Raw genomic sequence first — 19,810 nt, forward strand, 5'->3', positions numbered from 1 at the left:
CATCGTTGGGAGCCACGGTGTTCCTGGGCATGACAGCGAGTGGCGGCACGGCAGCGGTGTCTGGCAGCGGGCTGGGAGGTATGCTCGCCTTCGCGTTTGTCGGAGGGATCGTGGCAGTCGGGGCTGCCTACATCTTGGCGAGCCAGGGCAAGTTCCTGAGCCTGGCGGACATACTGCTCGCCGGTATCGCCATCGGCTCCATCTGCACGGCGGTCACTTCATATCTGTGGATTCATACCCTCCAAGACGTGCGGGCGCTTCTCTACTGGCTGATGGGCAACCTGTCCGGCAAGGGATGGAGCCATGTCCTTCTCGTCGCAGAGCTCACGCTGCCGATTGTCGCGATCAGTTGGCGACTCGCCAACGGGCTCAACATCATGCTGCTCGGAGAGGAGCACGCCGCCTATCTGGGCATGAACGTCGAGCGCTTCAAGCGGTGGTTGCTGGCGATAGGAACGCTTGCAGCGGCGACGACGGTGGCGGTGGCTGGCGTGATCGGGTTCGTAGGAATCATCGTGCCGCACATCGTCAGGCGGCTGGTTGGCGCGGACAACCGCAAGGTCATCCCGGCTGCGAGCTTGTTCGGCGGAGTGTTCCTGGTCGTCTGCGACCTACTCGCCCGGGCCCTGTTCGCGCCATTGGAACTTCCGGTCGGGCTCCTCACGGCGTTCCTCGGCGCGCCGTTCTTCCTCTATGTCCTGCGGCAGACCCATGCGAAGTAGACGCTCCTACGTCCCTCGTTGCTCGAAGCCGAACTGGACAACCTGTGTCCCGTTCCACTCGAACTGACGGATGATGAGCCGGGACGTGTCCAATATCCAGATCGGCTGGTTCCCGTCGAGGTGTCTTGGCTTGCCGTAGAGCTCCGTATAATACGCCTCTACGGCGGAGACTAGATTGTCCGCAGGCGTCAGATCGAGCTCGGTCACCCAGTAGTAGTACGAGTAGAGCCCGCCGGACCCGAAGTTCAGTTCGAGCGATGCGTCCTGCCGCAACAGTCGAACCGGCATCGACGCCTCGAACAGCGATTGAGCGATGGACTGCTCCGAGTGCCCGTCGGGATGGATCTCGCCCATCGCTGGCAGTCGAAGCTTGACATCGCGATAGGACAGCCCGAACGGCAGGCGGTCGACGATCCGAAGCAGGTCGTCGTCCGTGGCAAGAGCGATCTCCGCGACGACCGGCGATTGGGGTGCTTCGCTCGGACGGCACCCCGCCAAGACCGCACACGCCATCATGGCGGCGCAAGTGAGGACGTGTCGGTTCCGAACCCAAGACAGATCACACCTGAACACCATCGCAGGCGCGCCTCAGGCGTCGGATGCTTCGGGAACCGGCAGTCGCTGGTGGTCGTTCAGGACGGGCTCGAACTCGAGCTGACTGTTGTAGCCAAGCAGTCGGAGGAACGTGCGCGTCGCGCCCCGCAGGGAGTCGGCGTCCATGGATCGCATGTGATCCCGCTGCGGACGGACCCAACTGCGGCAGTAGTGCACGTGGAAAGCCCGGCGGATGCGATCCGTGCGGTTGGGTCCACCACCGTGCCAGACCGCCGTATTGAACATCAGCACTGAACCTGCCGGATGGACTGCCAGCACTTCGTCTGCGTAGTCGCGGTCGCGCTCCGGGCCCTCCGCGCGTCGATGGCTTCCGGGCACGACCCGAGTCGCGCCGTTGTCCTCGGTGAAGTCGTCGAGCATCCAGACGCAGTTGACCGACAACGGCGTGTTCTCGGCGTAGGGCATGTCGCGGTGCAGGGATTGCTTGCCCCCGCCGTTCGGCAACGCCGACCGCGACTCGAAGCTGTGGAGGATACAGTCGCTCCCGAGCAGGACTTCCACGAGGCTGAGTACGGCGGGTTCTACGAGCGCCTCGCGAAACAGGGCGTTCCTGCGGATCAGGTTGTAGCCCCGGAGGCATCCGGGCTCGGCAGTCTGACGCGGAACATGCGCCTCGTCACGATGCATCCTGTCGAGCGCGTCACGAAGCGCCGGCAGGCGCTCGCCGCCGAACAGACCGACGAGGACCGTATAGCCGGGCCCTCGCAGCTCTTCGAGCCGCACGTTGTCCACAGAAGCCTCCTCCTCGAACACCTCACGACGAAGCTCTCTACTCGTTCTCCTCGAGTAGCCGACGCACGTACGCGATGAGCGACTTCTGCGACGGCGTCCGCTCGCCGTTGGGCGGAACCAGCGCATAGTGGATGTAGGCTTGCTGCGCCGACGTCGGGTCGCCGACGCTGTGCCACGTCCCGTCGAGATCGACGCCGATGAGCCGCTCTCGTTCGATGTTGCGGCGGAGAAGCGTCGTGAAGTCCAACTCCTTCTTGAGGGTTCCACTGCCGGTGGTCAGGAACTCCACGTCTTCGACGTTCAGCACGTAGCGCCCCACGATCGCCAGGTAGACCTCTTCGCCGCCGATCCAATTCGGTTGCGGATCGTCTGGCTTCTCTTCCACATCGACGATTCGGAACGCGCGGGTCCCGAGGAACCCGTCACCCAGGCGGACGGGCTCGGGCTCGACCCGTACGACGCCGTACTTCCTGGCGTCGTCTCGGGACACCTCTTGCACGGCAATCGTCATGTGACCGGTCGCTCGGTGCGCCGAGATGAGCTGTGCCGTGGCGGGTACGCGAGCATGGACGAGGTCGTCGCCCAGAGCGACGGCGATCCCAGAGTACGGACTGCCGTCTTGGGCGGCGCCGGTTGCGTAGGGGTGGGTCAGCGCGACGGCTTCGCCGAAGCCGCGGGGTTCCGCCTGATGGACATACCGAATCCGGAACTTCGGTCTCGCCGCCAACTGTGCCAGCTCGGGGGTCTTTGAGCGTATCTGGAGGTACTCCCCCAGCGACGGGTCCTCGGCGGTCGGGTCGAAGAACCGAGCCAAGATCGCCGGGTCGCGGGCGGCGCTGGTCACGATGACGCAGTCATCGATTCCGCTCGCTGCGGCTTCGCGCGTGATCTCCTCGAGGACGGTCGCTCCGTCCACTCCCGCGTTGACCAGGCACTTCGGCTTCGCGCCGAAGCCGGTCAGCGTGAAGGCGCGCGAAGCGAATCCCGCAGCGGCGATGACCAGCAGATAGCTTCCGGCGGCAGAGGTGTTTCGCATGCGTCGATTATTGCCGCCCTAGGCTGCGTGTGCAACGGCGCGCTCGCGGAGAAAGGCGTTGAACGCGGCATCATCCATCGCCGCTGTCCGGACGCCGGAGCCCTCGGCGATCTGCACGCGCCATCCATCCTCATGCAGGTAGAACCGGTAGTGGCGTCCGTCGCTGTAGCCCTCGCCGACAAGCGTCGTGGCATAAACGTGCAGGTTCCGCACGAACTCGTCGCGCGTCAGGTTCGGCGCGAACTGCTTCTGTGCTTCTTCGACGTCGTGGATCGGGAACTGGGTGAAGGCAACGATCCCGTCGTTGGTGGGCGTGTAGCGACCGAGTTGGGCGACCTCCGTCAGGAGCGCCTGGCTGCGCGTGGCGTTCACGAGGAACGACTCTGGACACGCGCCAGCAGCGCGCTTGAGCCGTTCGAAGACGCTCATGGGAATCCCTCCGAGCACCGCAGGAGTATCTGGGACGAACGAACTAACCCAGGATTACTCGACGGCGAGTCGGAGGGTTACAGGGGATTGGGGCTTGGAGTACGGATGGCTACGCGAACCATGTCTCGGGAAACCGGAGCCTGTCCTTGCCTCCGATGCTCCGGTGCTCGAACCATGGCAGGGCATTCGCCGCCGCCTGGTTGAGCTCGACGAAATGAGACATGCCGACCGTCGCAGCCGCTTTGTCCATCGCATCCAGGTCCGGGTAGCATGCTGCCGACTCGCTCCACAGCGCGCGCCCGCACAAAAAGCCGCTCGCGCCGGCGCGACAAGCCAGCTTCACGTTCTCGACGAACTCGGCGAACCCGACGCCTGCGCTCAGGATGACCCAGGGCAGATCGCACGCGCTGTCGACGTCTCGACAGAACGATTCGACCTCCGACAGCGAATAGACGGGCTCGCGCGGGGCTCCCCCGAACCGACCGTCGGCGAACCCCTCGCACATGCGGAGCTCGGCGGGGAACTCGAGCTTGAGGACATCGGCGCGGAACTCGGGACGGGAGAACACGCGCGCGCTGTCGGCGACCCATCGCGGCTTGGCGGACGCGTACTCCGGCGAGCTCTTGCCGGGCTCGCCCATCTCGTAGGCGACGATTTCGAGCACGAACGCGATGTCCCATCGGGCGCACTCGGCGCCGATGCTGCGAACGTAGCGTTCCTGGAAGTCGCTGCTCCCATCCTGCGCGTCCGGCCGATACGGGACGAGGACCTTCACGGCGTCTGCGCCGCAGCGCTTCGCCTGTTCGATCGAGAACGTCTCCAAACGAGCCGAAACCTTCGCCGGTGCATTCCCGCCCAGCTTGAGGACGCCGCTCTCGTCGATGCACAGCAGCAGACCGACTGCGTTCCCGACCGCATCCATCGCCGACGCGAACCCGAACGTGGGGTCCGTCAGCAAGCCCGTCGCGTGCCGTGTGAGGTGCTTGATGATCGACCGCTTGACAGCCCGAAGGGCTTCGTCGGTGACGTCTTCCTCTCGGCAGCCCATCTGTGACGCCAGGGACCGGATCAGCGATCCGCGCTGATCCGTCGCCAGCATTCGGAAGCGTCCGTCACTGCCCGCGATCCGTTCGAGCCCGCGTCGCTTGCCGGGCGTCAGTCTGGGAACATCGTGGTCCTCGAACGCCATGGAAGGTCTCCGATCTGCGACGCACAGGAGGTCGTCTAGAGCGCGAAAGGCACGGGCCCCACAAGGTCAGGGAACCCGTGCCCCGAAGACATTGACGTCCTCACGCGGCGCTCACTGGACGTGACGGCGAACGTCGTCCACCTGTCCGGCAGAGCCTAGAAGCTCGTTCCGGCTGGCGATGAACTTGGCGTACTCGTCGATAAACGTGGCGCCCGGCTTGCGGAAATCGATCTCACTGGGAACCTGCTGAAAGTGCTCGCGATGCACGCGAGTCCACACGAGCCGCCCGTCGGTGTCGATGTTGATCTTGCAGACGCCGCGCTTGGCTGCGGGCAGGTAGTGACTCGTGTCGACGCCCGCCGTTCCCTTGAGCACCCCGCCGGCTGCGTTGATGCGATCCACCTCTTCTTTGGGCACCGAACTGGAGCCGTGCATGACGAGCGGGAACCCCGGCATGCGCTTCTGCAGTTCCTCGAGCAGCCCGAAGTGGATGGACTGAGCGCCGGAGAACTTGTACGCGCCGTGGCTCGTCCCAATCGCCGCGGCGAGGCTGTCGCATTGGCTCTCTTGGACGAAACGCACGGCGTCCTTCGGGTTGGTCAGGCTCGGATGGTCGCCGACGATGTCCTCCTCGACGCCGCCGAGAGTGCCGAGCTCCGCCTCGACGCTGATGCCCTTCGCGTGGGCAGCGTCCGCGACGCGTCGAGTGATCGCGATGTTGTCCTCGAGCTTCTCGTGAGACGCGTCGATCATCACGCTCGAGTAGAAACCCGACTCGATGCAGTCGTAGCAGGTCTCCTCGTCACCGTGATCGAGATGGACGGCGAAGATGGTGTCGGGAAAGATCTCTTCGGCCGCTCGGATCATCGCCTCGAGAAGCCGCTTGTCGGTGTATTTCCGTGCGCCTTTGCTGATCTGAATGATGAAGGGAGCCTTGGATTGGCTGTTGCCGCGGAAGAGCCCCATCGTCTGCTCGGCGTTATTGATGTTGTAGGCGCCGATGGCGAAGTTGCCGTACGCGACTTCGAACAGTTGCTTCGTGGTGACGATCATTGTGGGATCTCCGGGACAGCGAGGTTTGCCGTTCGTAACCGCACAACCTGACCGCGACACGACCGGAGCCGCAACTCCTGCGATCGTCGCCGCCGAGAGCGCGGTCGTGTGCAGGTTCGGCGGCGTGTTGCCTGCAGTGTAGCATCCTGCGGAGCGCTCCATCAAGGTTCCCCCGGCGTCCTCATCGGCTCAGAGGACGCCAGGGGAACCGCTTTGCGCAGCACTGGAAGGCACGAGCGCTACATGATCACTTGCGAACCAGCATCCGGCGAGCCTCGCGATAGGCACCGGCGCGCAGCTCGTAGAAGTAGAGCCCGCTGGCAACCGGTTCGCCGAGTTCGTCGGTACCGTCCCAGTGGGCGGCGCGACCGTGGCTGATGTACGCGCCCGGCAGGAGTGAGCCCAGAGAGAGTCGCCGCACCGCCAGACCGTCTGCGCGCAGAATGAGCACCTCGACTGTTGACGGTTCCGCCAAGTGGAACGGAATCCAGGTCTCCGGGTTGAATGGGTTTGGATAGTTCGGCAGCAGAGCGGTGGCGTTGGGACGCAGGGCGACGGCAAGCCGCTCCAAAGCCGCGATGCCCTCTCGGAACCAGGCGGAACCGTCGTCCGCCCCACGCACCTCTGCAATCAGCCGGGCGACGAAGTCGGCTTCGCCGCCGTTTCGCAGGGAAGGAGACGCAGCCACACCGAACTGCCTAGCCACCAACACAAGGTCCACGATATTCACGACGCCATCGCCATTGACATCTGCGCGGGCATTGGTGATGGGTGACGCTCCGAACTCGCGAGCGACGAGAACCAGATCGACGATGTTGACCACGCTGTCACCGTCGATGTCCTCAGCCAATGGCGGGAGCTTGACCGTGAATGTCGTACTGGCAGTGACCGAAGGGTTCAGAAGGTTGCCGCTCGCGTCGCCCAAGGCGACGTGGACCGTAACGGTCTCGCCGTTTTTGAAGCCACTGATGGTCGCCGACGAGCCTGACGGCACGGGAGTTCCCTGCGCAGCGCCCGAATCGGCGAACGGTGTTCCGACGCGCCAGAACCAAGGCCCGACGTGGAACTGGACGTTGACGGAGATCGTCCCGCTGCCGGTTGCTCCGCCCGCATCGCGAACGAATGCCGTTGGGGCAGTCACGCTGACCACTGGACGGACGCCGGGGGGAGGGGGAGGAGGCGGCACGACGGTCAGCTTTCGTAGCGCCGCCGCGATATCGACCTTGCCGGCTCCCCATCGGTTGGGGTCCCCAGATGCGACGGCGGTCGCGCGCAGGGCGGATTGTATCTCGGCAGGCGTCAGGTCGGGGTGCGCTTGGAGGAGCAGGGCGACCCCGCCCGCCACAGCCGGAGATGCCATGCTCGTGCCGCTCGACCCGACGTAGTCGGACGCTTCCTTCGGCGGGTCTTTGTGTCCGCGCGTCCTGGCGGCGATGATCTCGTCGCCGGGCGCGGCAATGTCGGGCTTGGGGTAGGACGGGCCCTGGTTCCGCATCGGGCCCGCGCTACTGAAAGCCGATATGTCCCCGAGGCGCGCTTCGTCGGAAGTCGGCTTCGAGATGTAAGACGCGACGGCGATTGCGGTCGGCACGGTGGCTGGGCTTCCGATCGTGCCCTCCGGTGCCGCGTCCCGGAATGAGAGCCCAATCCCATCGTCGAGATAGGCGTGCCACTCGATAGAGCCTTCCCTGTTGTCGCCATGCAGACGCAGCGTCACGCCTGCGGGGCTGAGCGTTCCTCCGGACCACTTCCACGAAACCAATATCCGCTGTCCGCCTCGACCGTCGCCGCCAAGCTCGTCTGCCAAGCCGGGCGGGTTGTGCGCCACGCCTGCATCGATGCTGTCGATGGTCATCGCCGACTCGCCGCGGACGATCTCGCCCCATGAGCCCGGCGTAAGCCGCCTTCGCCCGCCGTCGAAGTCGAGCGTCTCCCCGCGAACGAGCACCTCGACCGACACGGCGCGAGTCCCGGTGTACCAGATGTCCAGCATGCCAGAGCCGGACACGGAGATGCCGGCGTCGCCTTTCTGGACGAACGCCAGGTCGGCGGATTCGCCTGGCGCGAGGCTCGCCGTGCGATGGATCCCGTCTTGGAACTCATTGCCGGCAGCAACGACGATCGGAATGCCGTTTCGGATGTAGTCAGCGAGCGAACGCTCGTACAGCGAGGTACCATCGTGCGGACCGATGTGACTCCCTAGGCTCATGTTGATCACGACGGGATGTTTGCTCCCAGTCCGCGCACGGAGGGACTTGACCTGATCGGAGATCCATTGCACGCCGGACAACACGGCTCCGTCGGCGAACCCCTTGGCTCCGCCTCGGACGATCAGCAGATCGGCGTCTGGCGCGAGCCCGACGTAGGGTGTCTTTCCGTCCGCGCTTCTGCCGTTGCCGGCCGCGATCCCGGCAACGTGCGTTCCATGCCCGTCGCTGTCGGGAGCTGCTGCTTCCGGCGCGGCATTGATCTGCTCCGACGTCCAGGAGGTCGTGCTCTCGGCGTCGAAGTATCCCAACATCCGGGTACTCCCGTCATCGCGGCGGAACGCCGGATGCGTGACGTCGATCCCCGTATCGATCACGGCAACGACGACGTCCTTCCCCGTCAGGTTCAACCCCGTCCTCACATAGGCGGCATCTCGGAGAGTCGCCGGGGTGGCAGCGTCGAGGGTACGGCGACGCACCAGCGATGCCTCCGCACGGGTGAGCCCGGGCAGAGACTCGAGCTCGCGCAACGCGCGCACGGGGATGTGGGCGACCGTGACACCGCCGCCGGCGCTTCCGACGACCTCTCCGCCGAGCGACCTGATGTCGACAGGCGACATGCGCCCAACCATCAAGACGCCAACGGAGTATCCGTTGGAACGTGGGTACAGCGCGACGGTCTCGGCGAACTCAGGAACCATCCCAGGACGCATTCGCGACAGCGTGCGCAGCACTGCGTCGAGTTTCGCTGGAGGGTTGCTGCTACTGAATTCGGTGCGAGTTACACTTGCACTTGCCTGTAGGACCAGGAATGGTAGGAGCAGCGCAAGAGCCGACACACCGATCGCGCGCCAACGCCATGGAGCCCGGTTCATCGTACCCCCTTCATGTGCTCGCAGCCGTCTCCGGCGCGAGCGATGGCCACCAGCTTTCGATCATATATCGGAAAGCTCGGCGCGGCAATCGCGACCGGCTCTCAGCGTAGGTTGGTCTTGGCTGCGGGACTGAAGGTGAATGTGTGACGATCACGGTTTGGGGTGTGATCGACAGTACCCAAGAAAGAATCACTGCTGCCGATTGACGGCGAAACGTCGCGGGCACTAGTCTGTAGCCGTTCCAAGTTGTGCCTCGCGGCGGCACGGGCGGAATGGCACCTACCGTGCTGGGATCGGTTCTGAGCGCATGATCACGTCCGGATCCAACCCCAAGATTCAGCATGTACGGTCGCTGCTAGCCAAGCGGCGTTGCCGCGACTCCGCAGGGGAGTTCGTCGCGCACGGGGCCCAGGCGATCACGGAAGCCGTGCGAGCCGGTTGGCTCGTGCGGCAGCTTCTGTACTACCCGGACGCCCGGCGTTCACCGCGCGCGCAGGCTCTGGTCGAAGCGTGCGATCCGAACGCTCGAGTTCCAGTGGCTGACCACATCCTCCGAAGGTTGGGCGACCGGGGAGACACGGAGATCGTCGCGGTGATCCAGCAGCGACGATTGGAGCTGCATCACCTGGCAGTGCGCCAAGACTGCCTGGCGTTGACGCTCGACAGGCCGCGAAATCCCGGGAACCTAGGAGCCATCATCCGCTCGGCGGACGCGCTTGGGGCGTCCTGTGGTATCATCATCGAGCCGGCCGTGGACCTGTTTGACCCGCGAACGGTGCGGGCGACGATGGGCTCGGCGTTCTCGCTGCCCATGACTGCCACGCCCGACGCCCAGACATGGACTGGCTGGATCGACCAGGTTCGAAACACGCTGACAGGGCTGGCAGTCATCGGACTCGATCCGGGAGCGGCGCGCACGCTGTCGAGCGTCGACTTCACCCGACCGACAGTGCTCGTCATCGGCAGCGAACAGGACGGCATCGCGGAGGGTGTGCGCACGGTGATCGACGAGTACGCGTCGATCCCCATGTCGGGTTCCGCCGAATCGCTCAACGCAGCCGTCGCAGCGTCCATCGCCCTATACGAAGTTCGCCGCCAGCGACATCTCGACGACAAGACCTGACCTAGAACGGACGATTCCGAATGCTCGATATGATCGAGAAGCTCGCCGACATCGCCGACAAACTGCGGGAGGTGGACGAGACGCTCAGTCGCCCCGATGTGTACGGCGATCAGGCGGAAGTGCAGCGGTTGGGTCGCCTCCGCGCCGAGCTCGAGCCTGTGGTCGCGCTCTACACCGAGTACCGGAAGGTGCTGGACGACCTGAAGTCCGCAGAAGAGCTGCTGGAGCTCGAGGACGACGAGGAACTGCGCGAACTGGCACGCGAGGAAACGGACTCCCTGACCCAGCGTCGAGACGAGCTGGAGCAGGCAGCCAGGATCCAGCTCATCCCGAAAGACCCCAACGACGAAAAGAACACGATCTTCGAGATTCGGTCGGGCACCGGCGGGGATGAGGCTGCATTGTTCGCCGCCGAGCTCTGCCGCATGTACCAACGGTACGCAGAGCGGAAGGGCTGGAAGACCGAGCTGCTGTCACTGAACGAAACCGCCATCGGAGGATACAAGGAAGTCATCTTCTCGGTGTCGGGCACGCGTGTCTACAGCCGTTTGAAGTTCGAGAGCGGCGTTCATCGCGTGCAGCGGGTTCCCGAGACTGAGGCGAGCGGCAGAATCCATACGTCTGCGGTGACGGTCGCCGTCCTGCCGGAGGCTGAGGAGATCGACGTCGCGATCGCTCCAGACGAAGTGCGGGTCGATGTCTATCGCTCCGGCGGGCCCGGCGGACAAGGGGTCAACACGACCGACTCAGCGGTTCGCGTGACGCACATCCCCACCGGGCTCGTCGTCACCTGCCAGGACGAGCGGTCGCAGATCAAGAACCGAGCCAAAGCCATGGTCGTTCTGCGGTCGCGGTTGTACGATATGATGCTCCGCGAGAAAGAGACCGAACGCGCCGAAGCCCGCCGCTCGATGGTCGGGTCGGGCGACCGGAGCGAGAAGGTCCGAACCTACAACTTCCACGAGCGCCGAGTCACCGACCACCGGATCGGGCTCACGATCTACCAGTTGATGGAAGTGATGGACGGCGATCTGGACACGCTGATCGACGGACTCGTTGCGGCTGACCAGCACGCGAAACTGAGCGCCTTGTAGGAGATCGACCGAGGAGGAGCCTCTGACGATGCGCCGCCTCTGGAACCGTGTCGCGCTCTGCGTGATCGTCGTCGGACTCGCTGTAGCGGCGGCAGGCTGCCGGCGAGACAAGCTAGAAGGCTGGCGGCGCGTGACCGTCGACGGCGCTCCCCATCTGATGGGCGTGTCGTTCGCAAGCGACAAGCTCGGATGGGCGGTCGGAAACGGCGGCGTGATCCTCGCGTCGCGCGATGGCGGCAAGACCTGGTCTGCGCAACAGGCGTCGGCATCCGACGGCGCGTCGCTGGTGCTCAACACGGTCGAGTTCGCGGACGAGCGGATCGGTTGGGCTGGCGGTTCTCAGGGGACGTTCTTCATCACAACGGACGGTGGCTCGACGTGGCGGCGTCAGGACACCGGGTCCAAATCGGGCATCCTCGGCATGCGCTTCCTCGACCGCACGCGCGGTTGGACCGTCGGCGGTTTCGGGTCCATCGCCCGGACCGACAACGGCGGCGGCGCATGGGAGACCCAGCACCGCAACGACGACCATCTCTGGAGCGTCGCATTTGCGGACGAATCGCACGGGTGCGCCGTCGGCGACAACGCGCGGATCCTCATCACGAACAACGGCGGCGAGCAGTGGAGCATGGTGGAGGTCGAGGGCGAGACGCCGCTCTATGACGTGGCGTTCCTCGACGCGCGCCGAGGATGGGCTGTCGGACGAGAGGGCACGATCCTGCGCACAACCAACGGTGGTGTGCGTTGGACGCCGCAGGCGAGCCCAGTACCCCAGACGCTTCACGCTATCGCGTTCCTGAACGAGCAAGAGGGGTGGATCGCGGGCGAGAAGGGCACGTTGCTGCGCACGCGCGACGGCGGCGATACATGGGAGCTCAGCCCGTTTCCGAGTGACGGTGAGACGACGCTGCCGAACCTGCTCGATATCGCCGTCAGAGGCAAACGCGCGTGGATCGTCGGTGAGAAGGGTACGGTTCTGGCGCGATGACGACATCGGAACCGAGTCGACGCGAATTCCTGCGACTGAGCGCCCTGGGCGCGGCGAGCGGAGCCCTGTGGCTCAGGCGCGAGTCGGTTCTGGCGCAGAAGCCTCCGGCTCGAGTTGTCGAGGTGCAGTCGGAGACGGTGCAGCGGGAACACCTCGTCGATGGTTCGGTGCTGAGAGCGATGGTGGACGACGGGATCCGTGCTTTGACGGGCAAGCGGACAGCGGACACGGGTTGGAAGATGCTCGTCGCGCCCAATGACGTCGTCGCGATCAAGGCGAGCGTCACGGTGCCCGGTCTGTCGACTCACCATGCCTTGATCGACGAGGTGATCCGGTCGCTGGTCGGAGCCGATGTGCCGCCGCAGAACATCTTCGTCTGGGATCGCTTCGCGCCCCATTTGGCGCGATTCGCGTACAGCGGGAAGCCAGCGCCGGAACGTGGGTTCGGCGACCCCGTCGGAACGCTCGTCGCATCCGAGGGCGAAGCGTCGCAGATATCGGTCGACGGATACGACGAAGCGCTGTACGTCGAGACGGACGAGGACCTTGCGGCTCGCCGCGATGCTCACGGCACGCTGTCACACTACAGCAACGTGCTGACCAAACGGGCGACGCGCATCGTCTCGTTGCCTGTGCTCAAGTCGCACCCCATCGTCGGGTTGAGCGGCGCGTTGTCGTCGCTCGCGTTGGGATCGGTCAGCAACACGGCGCGGTTCCACGCGACGAACGGCGACGGCGTTCCCGTGATCGCCGACATCTGGACCCAGAGCGCGCTCCGCGGCAAACACGCCGTCACCATCGTGGACGCCTTGTCGGGTGCGTACTCGACGGGCCCGGGTTACGATCCCGTATGGCACTGGGATGCGAACCGCCTCTACATGTCGCGCGATCCGGTGGCGCTCGATACCGTTCTGCTCGAAGCGCTGAACGCGCGTCGTCAGGCTCAGCCGGAGTCACGGCTGAAGACGATCACTCGCGAGACGGGCTATATCCGACGCGCTGCGGAGCTCGCCATCGGCACGGCTGATACCGACGATATCGAGCGCGAGCAACTGACCATATCCTGAGCGTGTCCGTCGTCCGCGCAGGTTGCGCTGTACGCCGAAGCGATGCACCGTGGATGGTGAATCGGCAACGGCTGCGGAGCCAGCGAAGAGGAGACAACCATGAGGCGACTTCTACTGAGTGTGTGCGCCTTGATCGTCGTTGCGTCGGTGGCGCGTGGCATCGATTTCGACAGCATGGTGCTCTACGTGCCGTTCGAAGAAGGCGCGGGAGCCAAGGTCGGGGACAAGAGCGCGACCGGGGCATCCGGCGCGGTCACCGGCGACCTGAAGTGGGTGAAGGACGGCAAGCTGGGCGGCGGCATCCAGCTCGTCGCCGGCAGCTACGTCGAGTTCCCCGACATCCCCCAACTGGACATCACCAAGGCGATCACGCTTCTCGGCTGGATCTATCCGACCGAAGCGCCCGGCGACTCGAACCTGTGGGGTCGGCGCAATCCAGCGAATGCCGGCGGATACACGATGCAATGGACTGCCGGCAAGGTCGAGATATGGTGTCACTTCGGCGGCTGGAAGGGGACTCGAGGGATCCAGAAGGAGACGCCCAAGCTGAACGAATGGCACTTCGTCGCTGGCGTGTACGACGGGAAGGATGTCATCCAGTACGTGGACGGCAAGCTCGACGCGACGACGCCCGGCGGCGGCGCGATGGACAAGATCCCTCAGACCTTCCGCATCGGGCTGGCTCAGACGAACCTGATGCCCATACCGGGAAAGGTGGATGAGGTCGCCGTCTTCAACAAGGCGCTCAGCCTCGCGGAGCTCGATGACATCCGCGCATCGGGTATCCCGACGTTGCTTGCAGTCTCTCCCGGCGGAAAGTCCGCCTCCACTTGGGCGACTCTGAAGACATCGCGCTAGGTCTCGGGACGACGCAGGGCACGGGGCGCGTGCCTCGTGCCCTGCCCCGCTCCGGCATCATGGCTGGAGCACGAGCCGTCCCAGGGCGTCCAGCCGTTCCTCGCCACGTCGAGCCGTCAACCGAAACACGTAGAGCGTTCGGGCGACCGGTTCCCCAGTGGAACCACGTCCGTCCCACCGCACCCTCCCGGCGCCGCGTCGCATGTCTCTCCGCAGCACGTGCGCGACGCGCGCCCCACCTAGGCTGAACACGTCCAGCTCCACGGCATCGGCATCGTGCGTGAGCCGAAAGGCAACGACTGCCTCGCCTGGCACGCTGCGACCGGCATCGACCCGGACATCGAGCAACGCGAACCGCCCCTGGTCCAACGCTGGATCGTCGACGCCGCCTGGATCGTCCTGGCGGAGCCCTGCGGCAGTCAACGACTCCATGCGCGCGATGTCTGCGTCAATCCGCGACAGGACGAGCGCCTTCGTCTCCCCGGCGTTCGCATGAATGAGTGCGCCGTAGCTGGCGACGCCGTCAAGCTGTTCCCGCACCCGCCTCATTTCAGAGATCGCTGATCGCAGGGCTTCCTCGACGGTACTCGTCTGGGCGCCGACTCGAGCCAAACGCATCGCCTCGATCAGCGACCAACGGGACGCGAACAGCGCCGACCACGCTTCCATGAGATGCCAGACGTCATCGACCCCTGCGTCGCGTTGGGTCGTGACGACATAGGCTTCGCGCGCGTATGCCGTCGCTTCGTCCTGTGCCGACCGGAGCGCCGACAGTCGGTCGAGAGCGTACTGCACGGCATCGGCATCGGGCAGGTTGAGAATATCGCGCACCGCGCGGTCGCCGAATAGGTCCCATAGGCGTGTCGCGAAGCCGCGCGATCCCTCGCCGTATGCTCCGGTCAGCGACGATATGCCGGCGTAGTCCGAGAAAAAGTTCGAAAGGACAGCGCCGTTCGAGATAAGCGCCCGCAGAAGCGCCGTCCCCGCCTGTTCGCCGTGTAGAAAGCGCAGCGCGTTCGGAAGGAGCTGGTACTCGACCGGTGAGGGGTTCCAGTTAAGCCGCGCTGCAAGACGGCGATCGAGATCGCCGATGGAGTCGGAGCCCTGAAGCGTGAAACCGCCCAATCGAGGGACGCTGGCATCCAGCGAGAAACGCAGAACGCCGAGGGTAAACAGGCTGGCTTCGACCATCCACAGCGGCTGAACTTCCTCAACATCGTGCGAGATGACAACCAGGTGATGCCCTGCTGACACCACGTCGCCCAGGAGCCCTCGTGGGAGCTCGGGATCGCCTGTGGGTTCGCCGTCGATGCCCCACTTCTGCAGGATGATCGTCCCGCTAGGCAGCGACCGCAGATGGCGGCGATCTGGATCGCGAAGCCATTCGCCCTCATACCCCGACAGGATGAAGCGTGTTCCAGGGCGCACGCTCCTCGCCGAGCGGATGATCTCGTCGACGAGGCTCCAGAGCCGTTCCTGTCCCTGGAGCCCAGCGCCTCCGCACTCCGGGCATTCGCACGCGCGCGTCTCGCTTCCCCAGGCGCGCAGGTGCAAGCCCGTCAGGTCAGGATGCGCGCGCATGATCTCGCGGATAAGGTCGACGAAGAACGCGACGGTGTCCGGGTTGGACCAGCAGAAGGGGCGATAGGATCTCCCGTTCCTCGACGCCGGATAGGCGACTTCGGGCCCCAACAGATCCGGACGAGCCTCGATCAGCGCCTTCGTCGGCTCGCCGGTCAGATACATGAAGAGATAGGAGTCGATCCCTTTCTCGGCGAGCGATTGCGACCTGGCTCGCAGCTCTTGTATGAGCGTCAGACGGCGTGCGACGCTGACATCCTGGAACTCGTCGAAGCCGAACACGTACTGAACCGCCGCCCCGATCCCGTCGTCGATCCCGGTTCCAGTCCAGACGCCCTCTGCGCCGCTGACATTGACACGGTGGCGCGCCAGCCATTCTGGCGAGTCCGCATCGATGGTCATTCGCACGGGGTAGTACGGTGAGGAACGCAGGTTCAGCCCGTCGCTCGTCAGATCACGTACATCTGTCACGCGGAACTCGAGGTCTACCGGTTCCATCTGGACGTGTCGGGAAGTCAGCGCTTCCATCAGGGCGATTACCCCGTAGAGCGCACCGCGAGGTTCGTTCCCCGCCACGACGACGATCTCTCCGTTGGCGAGGCGTAAGTCTCGGACGTGATATCCCTCCGCGCCGAGGCCATCTAGGCTGACATGGTGGTCGGCGGAGAGCTGCGCGATGAGCGGATGGGAAACGGGAGTGCCGATGACGACCGTGCCGCTTCGGGCAATCGCAGCGGAACCTGCCTCGACGACGACGCGCCCTCCTGAGGCTCCCCAAACGAAGTCGGAAAGCATCGTTGCCGCGTGCCGCTCGATGGGAGACGCCGCCGTGCCGACCTGCACGACTATGCGAGGCTGCCCCCCGGACACAATCGGCATCGCGCTCGCGGTCGCTGACAGCAGGATCGCAGTCAGGATGTGCAGGATTCCCGTGCGAATCGGGTCAACACGTCCGTCCGCGCGCTTGCCAGACAAGGACAGGAGCGCGAGACCTGGCTTGCCCAGCACTCAGGAGCTCACAGTCGCGTGCGTATCTTGACCGTCGTCGCGGTGCTCGGCAGCCATCTGCTCGATGCCTGCCATTCCTGCTGAGAGCGCCATGGTCAGCACGTTGGCGAGCTCGTCCCGCCGCTTGCGCTCCAGGAAGCGCGCAATGAGACCGGCGGCAGGCTTGATACGAACGAGCAGGTCGATGCGAGTGCCGTCGCCGTCCGGGGTCAGTCGGAAGGTCTCCACGTAGCGCACGCCGTTGAACGCCGTCGAGTCGAACGTGACGAACTCGAATGGCTTCCAGCCAACGATCCGTTCGGCGAACTCGCCGATGTCGTGGGCGCAGTGGAACGTCGTGCCCAGACCGACCAGCCGTCCGTTCGTGGCATCGTGGCGCACATCGGACATGCCCAACCAGACGCGCTTCCGAGCCGGATTCGTAGCCAGGTCCCATGCCACGGACGGCGGCACGGGCAGTTTGGCGCGGAATGTCAGGACCCCCTGACCGCGATCGACAGTGACGTGCCGCTGCGCCAGGCGCGCCTGCCATGCGGCGGATAGGTCGTGAACTCCCATCTCGACGACACCGACATGCTCGTACGTCTCCCGGTGCGCGATGAGTCCCTGACGCCACGATGGGAGATCCATCGCGTCGAGGGCGGCAGACGTGAACGACGCGTACGCCCGGACGCCAGTGCTTTCGCGGATTGTGTTCTTCATGAGGCGATGCGCGAGAATGACGTCGGGCCCGCTGAGCTCCTCGTGGTCGCCGACCCGCTGGGCGATGTACGAGCCCATGTGCACGAACGCCTTGAGGTCGAGCGTGGGGGTGTTTTGGCACGCCGTGCACGTGCATCGCGTGTTCCGGTGGATGAGATCACGCGCCTCGGCGAACCCGCCGTAGATGCCCTCCACGGTGTCGAGCAGCGTCTGACCTTGGATAATATCATCGCGTCGGGCGTAAGCCAGCACCGCGTCGCCCTGGTAGTTCGAGACCCGAAGCGGAGACCGCATCTCGCGCAGCAGCTCGCGCATGAGCTCCTGAAGAATCTGGTGGGCGTGTTCGAGCTCTGATTCGGTCAGAAACTGCGTGTACCCGGTGATATCCGTGATCAGCAGGTAGCCAGTCTGGACCATGGGACCTCCTCCATACCCCGCGCGTCGATGCCAGCCTTCGCATCATAGCGCCCCGTGTGCGACCGCTCAAGGCAGCGGGTATACGTGCCAGGGCTGTTTCATGAGCACACCTCGCCTCGCACTTCTGCACCCCAGGCAACCGGCTGATGCCCGCGCGCTGCGGCATCCGTCGACGCGCTGACCCTCTATCGCCGTCGCTTCCGCGAAAGCGGGAGCCCAGAGCCTGGATTCCCGCTTCCTGGCCCCGCGAAGGCGGGGCTCGCGGGAATGACAGGTAGTGTTGGACCTGCGCAGCAGGCGGCGAGACTCGTTCATGAAACAGCCCTGGTATACGTGCACCGTCCGTGCGCAGGACGAAGAAAGGCTGCCCGAAGGCAGCCTTTCTGTACCTGACGCGTTGGTAGCGGATCCTCGATCCGGACCCTATTCCTCGATCGGGATGGGCGTCGCGCTGATGCGGGTCGACTGCGGAACCGCCGTCGGAGCCGCCTGCTTCGCCAGCGTATCCTCGGGGACGTAGTCCTTGTAGTCGGAGATGTTCCCGTGCGTCAGCGAGTAGACCACCACGTTGGTCGCCCAACGGTAGACGCCCGGAGAGTAGTTCACCGACCGCGTCGGTAGGTTGACGGCTTCCATCGCACACATGTAGTCGCGACGGATCATCATGGCGACGAGCTTGTCGCCGACCGAGATGCCCTCAAGGAAGTTCCGCTTCGGCGGGCGCGTTCCCCACCAGAAGATGTCGAACCCGACCGGAGGACCACCGATCTCGTAGAAGTTGCGGTAGATCTCGTGGTCGTTGGGGAGCCGCTCGATGCCGTATTCCGGCATCACCACGCGCATCTGCGCCTGGAAGATCTTGATCATCGCCTGAGCGGGCGCGTTGACGCCGCAGTCGTCGAACACGAGCAAGCCCTGCTTGTCGACCAGGTACTGCCGCAGGTTCGCCGCTTCGGAGTCGGACAGTTTGTTGTCCAACTTGCCGCCGCCGCCGCCGCTGCTGCTTCGGGCGAGGCTCTGCGACTGAACGAGGGCTGGATCGTGACCGGTCATCCACAGAAGGGGCGACTTCATCAGGTTCGCGTCGTTCAGCGAAACCGCGCCGCCTTCTACGTTCATGTCGGTCTTGATCTGCGTCTTCTCGTTGAGCCACTTCGCCAGCGCGTTCAGCGAGGACGAGTCAGCCCACCAGTCGGACAGGTTGTGCTTCACGCGGACGAGGCGGAACACGCCCTTGATGTCCTTGCCCCGGCCCACGACACGACCGCCCGGCTCGCCCTTGGGCAACGGGAGCACGTCCACCGCGCCGATCGTCAGCGACTGCGCCATATCGCCGATGCCGTCGATCGTCGCGTTGACCTTCTCCACGAGCGAGATACCTGCGAGCTTGCCGCCCTGGATGCCGCGACCCACCGACAAGCCGCCGCCGACAACCGCGCGCCCGATGCTCGGACCCGTGCCGATGCCCGCTCCGGCGACCGGAGCCGAATAGGCGAGGGCTTCGGGGCTGTCCGAGACGGGCAGGTTCGCTGTCGTGACGACCTGCGGCACGGCGATGTTCGGGTTGATCACGCGCGGCGCTGCCGGATTCACCGGAGCGTTGATCTGGACGGACTTGGGCGCGAACTCGAGAACCGTGTCGGAACGGACGTTCGCGGTCTTCACGAACGCGGCGGTGGTGACACGGGTCTGCACCTGCTGCACCTGCACCACCGGCTGATCGGTGATGACGACAGGCTTGGGAATCTGTTTGATCTCGGGCTTACGCACCGTCGGCTTGGGCGGCGGCGGCGGAGTCACGAACTCCGCTGCGAACGGGTTCGGGATGATCTGCTTCTCTACGAGGATGTAGAGCGTCAAGACCACTGCCGCGATCCCGTGGAGGATGAGGGATACGGTGAATGCGAAGCTGGTTCTGCCCTGTCCCGCCATGAGCGTGCCTCCTAACACGTCGTCAGGTACCGCCGCGAACCGGACGGTCTCTTCTCACTCTACACGGCTCGACTCGCCGCGTCAAGAGCGTGACGACCGCTGCCGGTCGCGCGTTGCGTCAGACCACAAGCAGCAATCGTGCCCGTTCGGGTTGATCCGACGAGCACGCGGGCTGATCGCGC

16 protein-coding genes are annotated in these 19,810 nt (G+C 64.9%); 6 read left to right on the top strand and 10 right to left on the bottom strand.

Annotation, left to right across the window (positions count from 1 at the left end; all coding sequences use genetic code 11):
* On the top strand, nt 1-722 hold a 722-nt coding region (locus FJZ36_12035), incomplete at its 5' end, for an iron chelate uptake ABC transporter family permease subunit (protein MBM3215631.1).
* A gap of 6 nt (nt 723-728) precedes the next feature.
* Here the strand turns inward: FJZ36_12035 and FJZ36_12040 are convergent.
* The 7 genes from FJZ36_12040 to FJZ36_12070 form a co-directional block, all read right to left on the bottom strand.
* Nucleotides 729-1,298, bottom strand: a complete 570-nt coding sequence (locus FJZ36_12040) for a hypothetical protein (protein ID MBM3215632.1) — start codon at nt 1,296-1,298, stop codon at nt 729-731.
* Nucleotides 1,299-1,310: 12 nt separating this feature from the next.
* A complete protein-coding gene (locus FJZ36_12045) occupies nt 1,311-2,195 on the bottom strand; it encodes a hypothetical protein (protein MBM3215633.1) in 885 nt (294 codons plus the stop codon).
* Nucleotides 2,107-3,105, bottom strand: coding sequence for a hypothetical protein (locus FJZ36_12050; protein MBM3215634.1), 999 nt, complete (start codon nt 3,103-3,105; stop codon nt 2,107-2,109). Before FJZ36_12050 ends, FJZ36_12045 begins: the two co-directional genes overlap by 89 nt.
* 18 nt (nt 3,106-3,123) lie before the next feature.
* Complete coding sequence (locus FJZ36_12055) at nt 3,124-3,534, bottom strand: hypothetical protein (GenBank protein ID MBM3215635.1); 411 nt, start codon at nt 3,532-3,534, stop codon at nt 3,124-3,126.
* A 109-nt stretch (nt 3,535-3,643) separates the two neighbouring features.
* Nucleotides 3,644-4,723 (bottom strand): tagatose 1,6-diphosphate aldolase, encoded by a 1,080-nt coding sequence (locus tag FJZ36_12060; protein ID MBM3215636.1) that lies wholly within the window; start codon nt 4,721-4,723, stop codon nt 3,644-3,646.
* 111 nt (nt 4,724-4,834) lie between these two features.
* Nucleotides 4,835-5,776, bottom strand: coding sequence for a class II fructose-bisphosphate aldolase (locus FJZ36_12065; GenBank protein ID MBM3215637.1), 942 nt, complete (start codon nt 5,774-5,776; stop codon nt 4,835-4,837).
* Between the two features lie 247 nt (nt 5,777-6,023).
* Nucleotides 6,024-8,858 carry a hypothetical protein gene (locus tag FJZ36_12070; GenBank protein ID MBM3215638.1) on the bottom strand — a complete coding sequence of 945 codons (2,835 nt, stop codon included), beginning with the start codon at nt 8,856-8,858 and terminating at the stop codon, nt 6,024-6,026.
* Between the two features lie 307 nt (nt 8,859-9,165).
* On the opposite strand from FJZ36_12070, the gene FJZ36_12075 reads away from it, so the two are divergent.
* The 5 genes from FJZ36_12075 to FJZ36_12095 all read left to right on the top strand — a co-directional run bounded on the left by FJZ36_12075 (nt 9,166) and on the right by FJZ36_12095 (nt 13,988).
* A complete protein-coding gene (locus FJZ36_12075) occupies nt 9,166-9,981 on the top strand; it encodes an RNA methyltransferase (GenBank protein MBM3215639.1) in 816 nt (271 codons plus the stop codon).
* A gap of 29 nt (nt 9,982-10,010) precedes the next feature.
* Nucleotides 10,011-11,075 carry a peptide chain release factor 1 gene (gene prfA / locus FJZ36_12080; GenBank protein MBM3215640.1) on the top strand — a complete coding sequence of 355 codons (1,065 nt, stop codon included), beginning with the start codon at nt 10,011-10,013 and terminating at the stop codon, nt 11,073-11,075.
* A gap of 28 nt (nt 11,076-11,103) precedes the next feature.
* The gene (locus tag FJZ36_12085; GenBank protein ID MBM3215641.1) at nt 11,104-12,063 is read left to right on the top strand and encodes a hypothetical protein; all 960 of its coding nucleotides are present in this window, start codon (nt 11,104-11,106) and stop codon (nt 12,061-12,063) included.
* On the top strand, nt 12,060-13,130 hold the full coding sequence (locus FJZ36_12090; protein MBM3215642.1) for a DUF362 domain-containing protein: 1,071 nt from the start codon (nt 12,060-12,062) through the stop codon (nt 13,128-13,130). Before FJZ36_12085 ends, FJZ36_12090 begins: the two co-directional genes overlap by 4 nt.
* A gap of 99 nt (nt 13,131-13,229) precedes the next feature.
* Entirely contained in the window at nt 13,230-13,988 is a 759-nt protein-coding gene (locus tag FJZ36_12095; protein MBM3215643.1) for a LamG domain-containing protein, read from the top strand.
* 57 nt (nt 13,989-14,045) lie between these two features.
* Here FJZ36_12095 and FJZ36_12100 read toward each other — a convergent pair whose 3' ends face one another.
* The 3 genes from FJZ36_12100 to FJZ36_12110 form a co-directional block, all read right to left on the bottom strand.
* Nucleotides 14,046-16,577, bottom strand: coding sequence for a hypothetical protein (locus tag FJZ36_12100; protein ID MBM3215644.1), 2,532 nt, complete (start codon nt 16,575-16,577; stop codon nt 14,046-14,048).
* Entirely contained in the window at nt 16,578-17,696 is a 1,119-nt protein-coding gene (locus FJZ36_12105; GenBank protein MBM3215645.1) for a DUF2652 domain-containing protein, read from the bottom strand.
* A gap of 423 nt (nt 17,697-18,119) precedes the next feature.
* Nucleotides 18,120-19,628 (bottom strand): DUF4159 domain-containing protein, encoded by a 1,509-nt coding sequence (locus tag FJZ36_12110; protein MBM3215646.1) that lies wholly within the window; start codon nt 19,626-19,628, stop codon nt 18,120-18,122.
* Nucleotides 19,629-19,810 lie beyond the last annotated feature (182 nt).

Source organism: Candidatus Poribacteria bacterium (assembly GCA_016866785.1).
Classification (GTDB): domain Bacteria; phylum Poribacteria; class WGA-4E.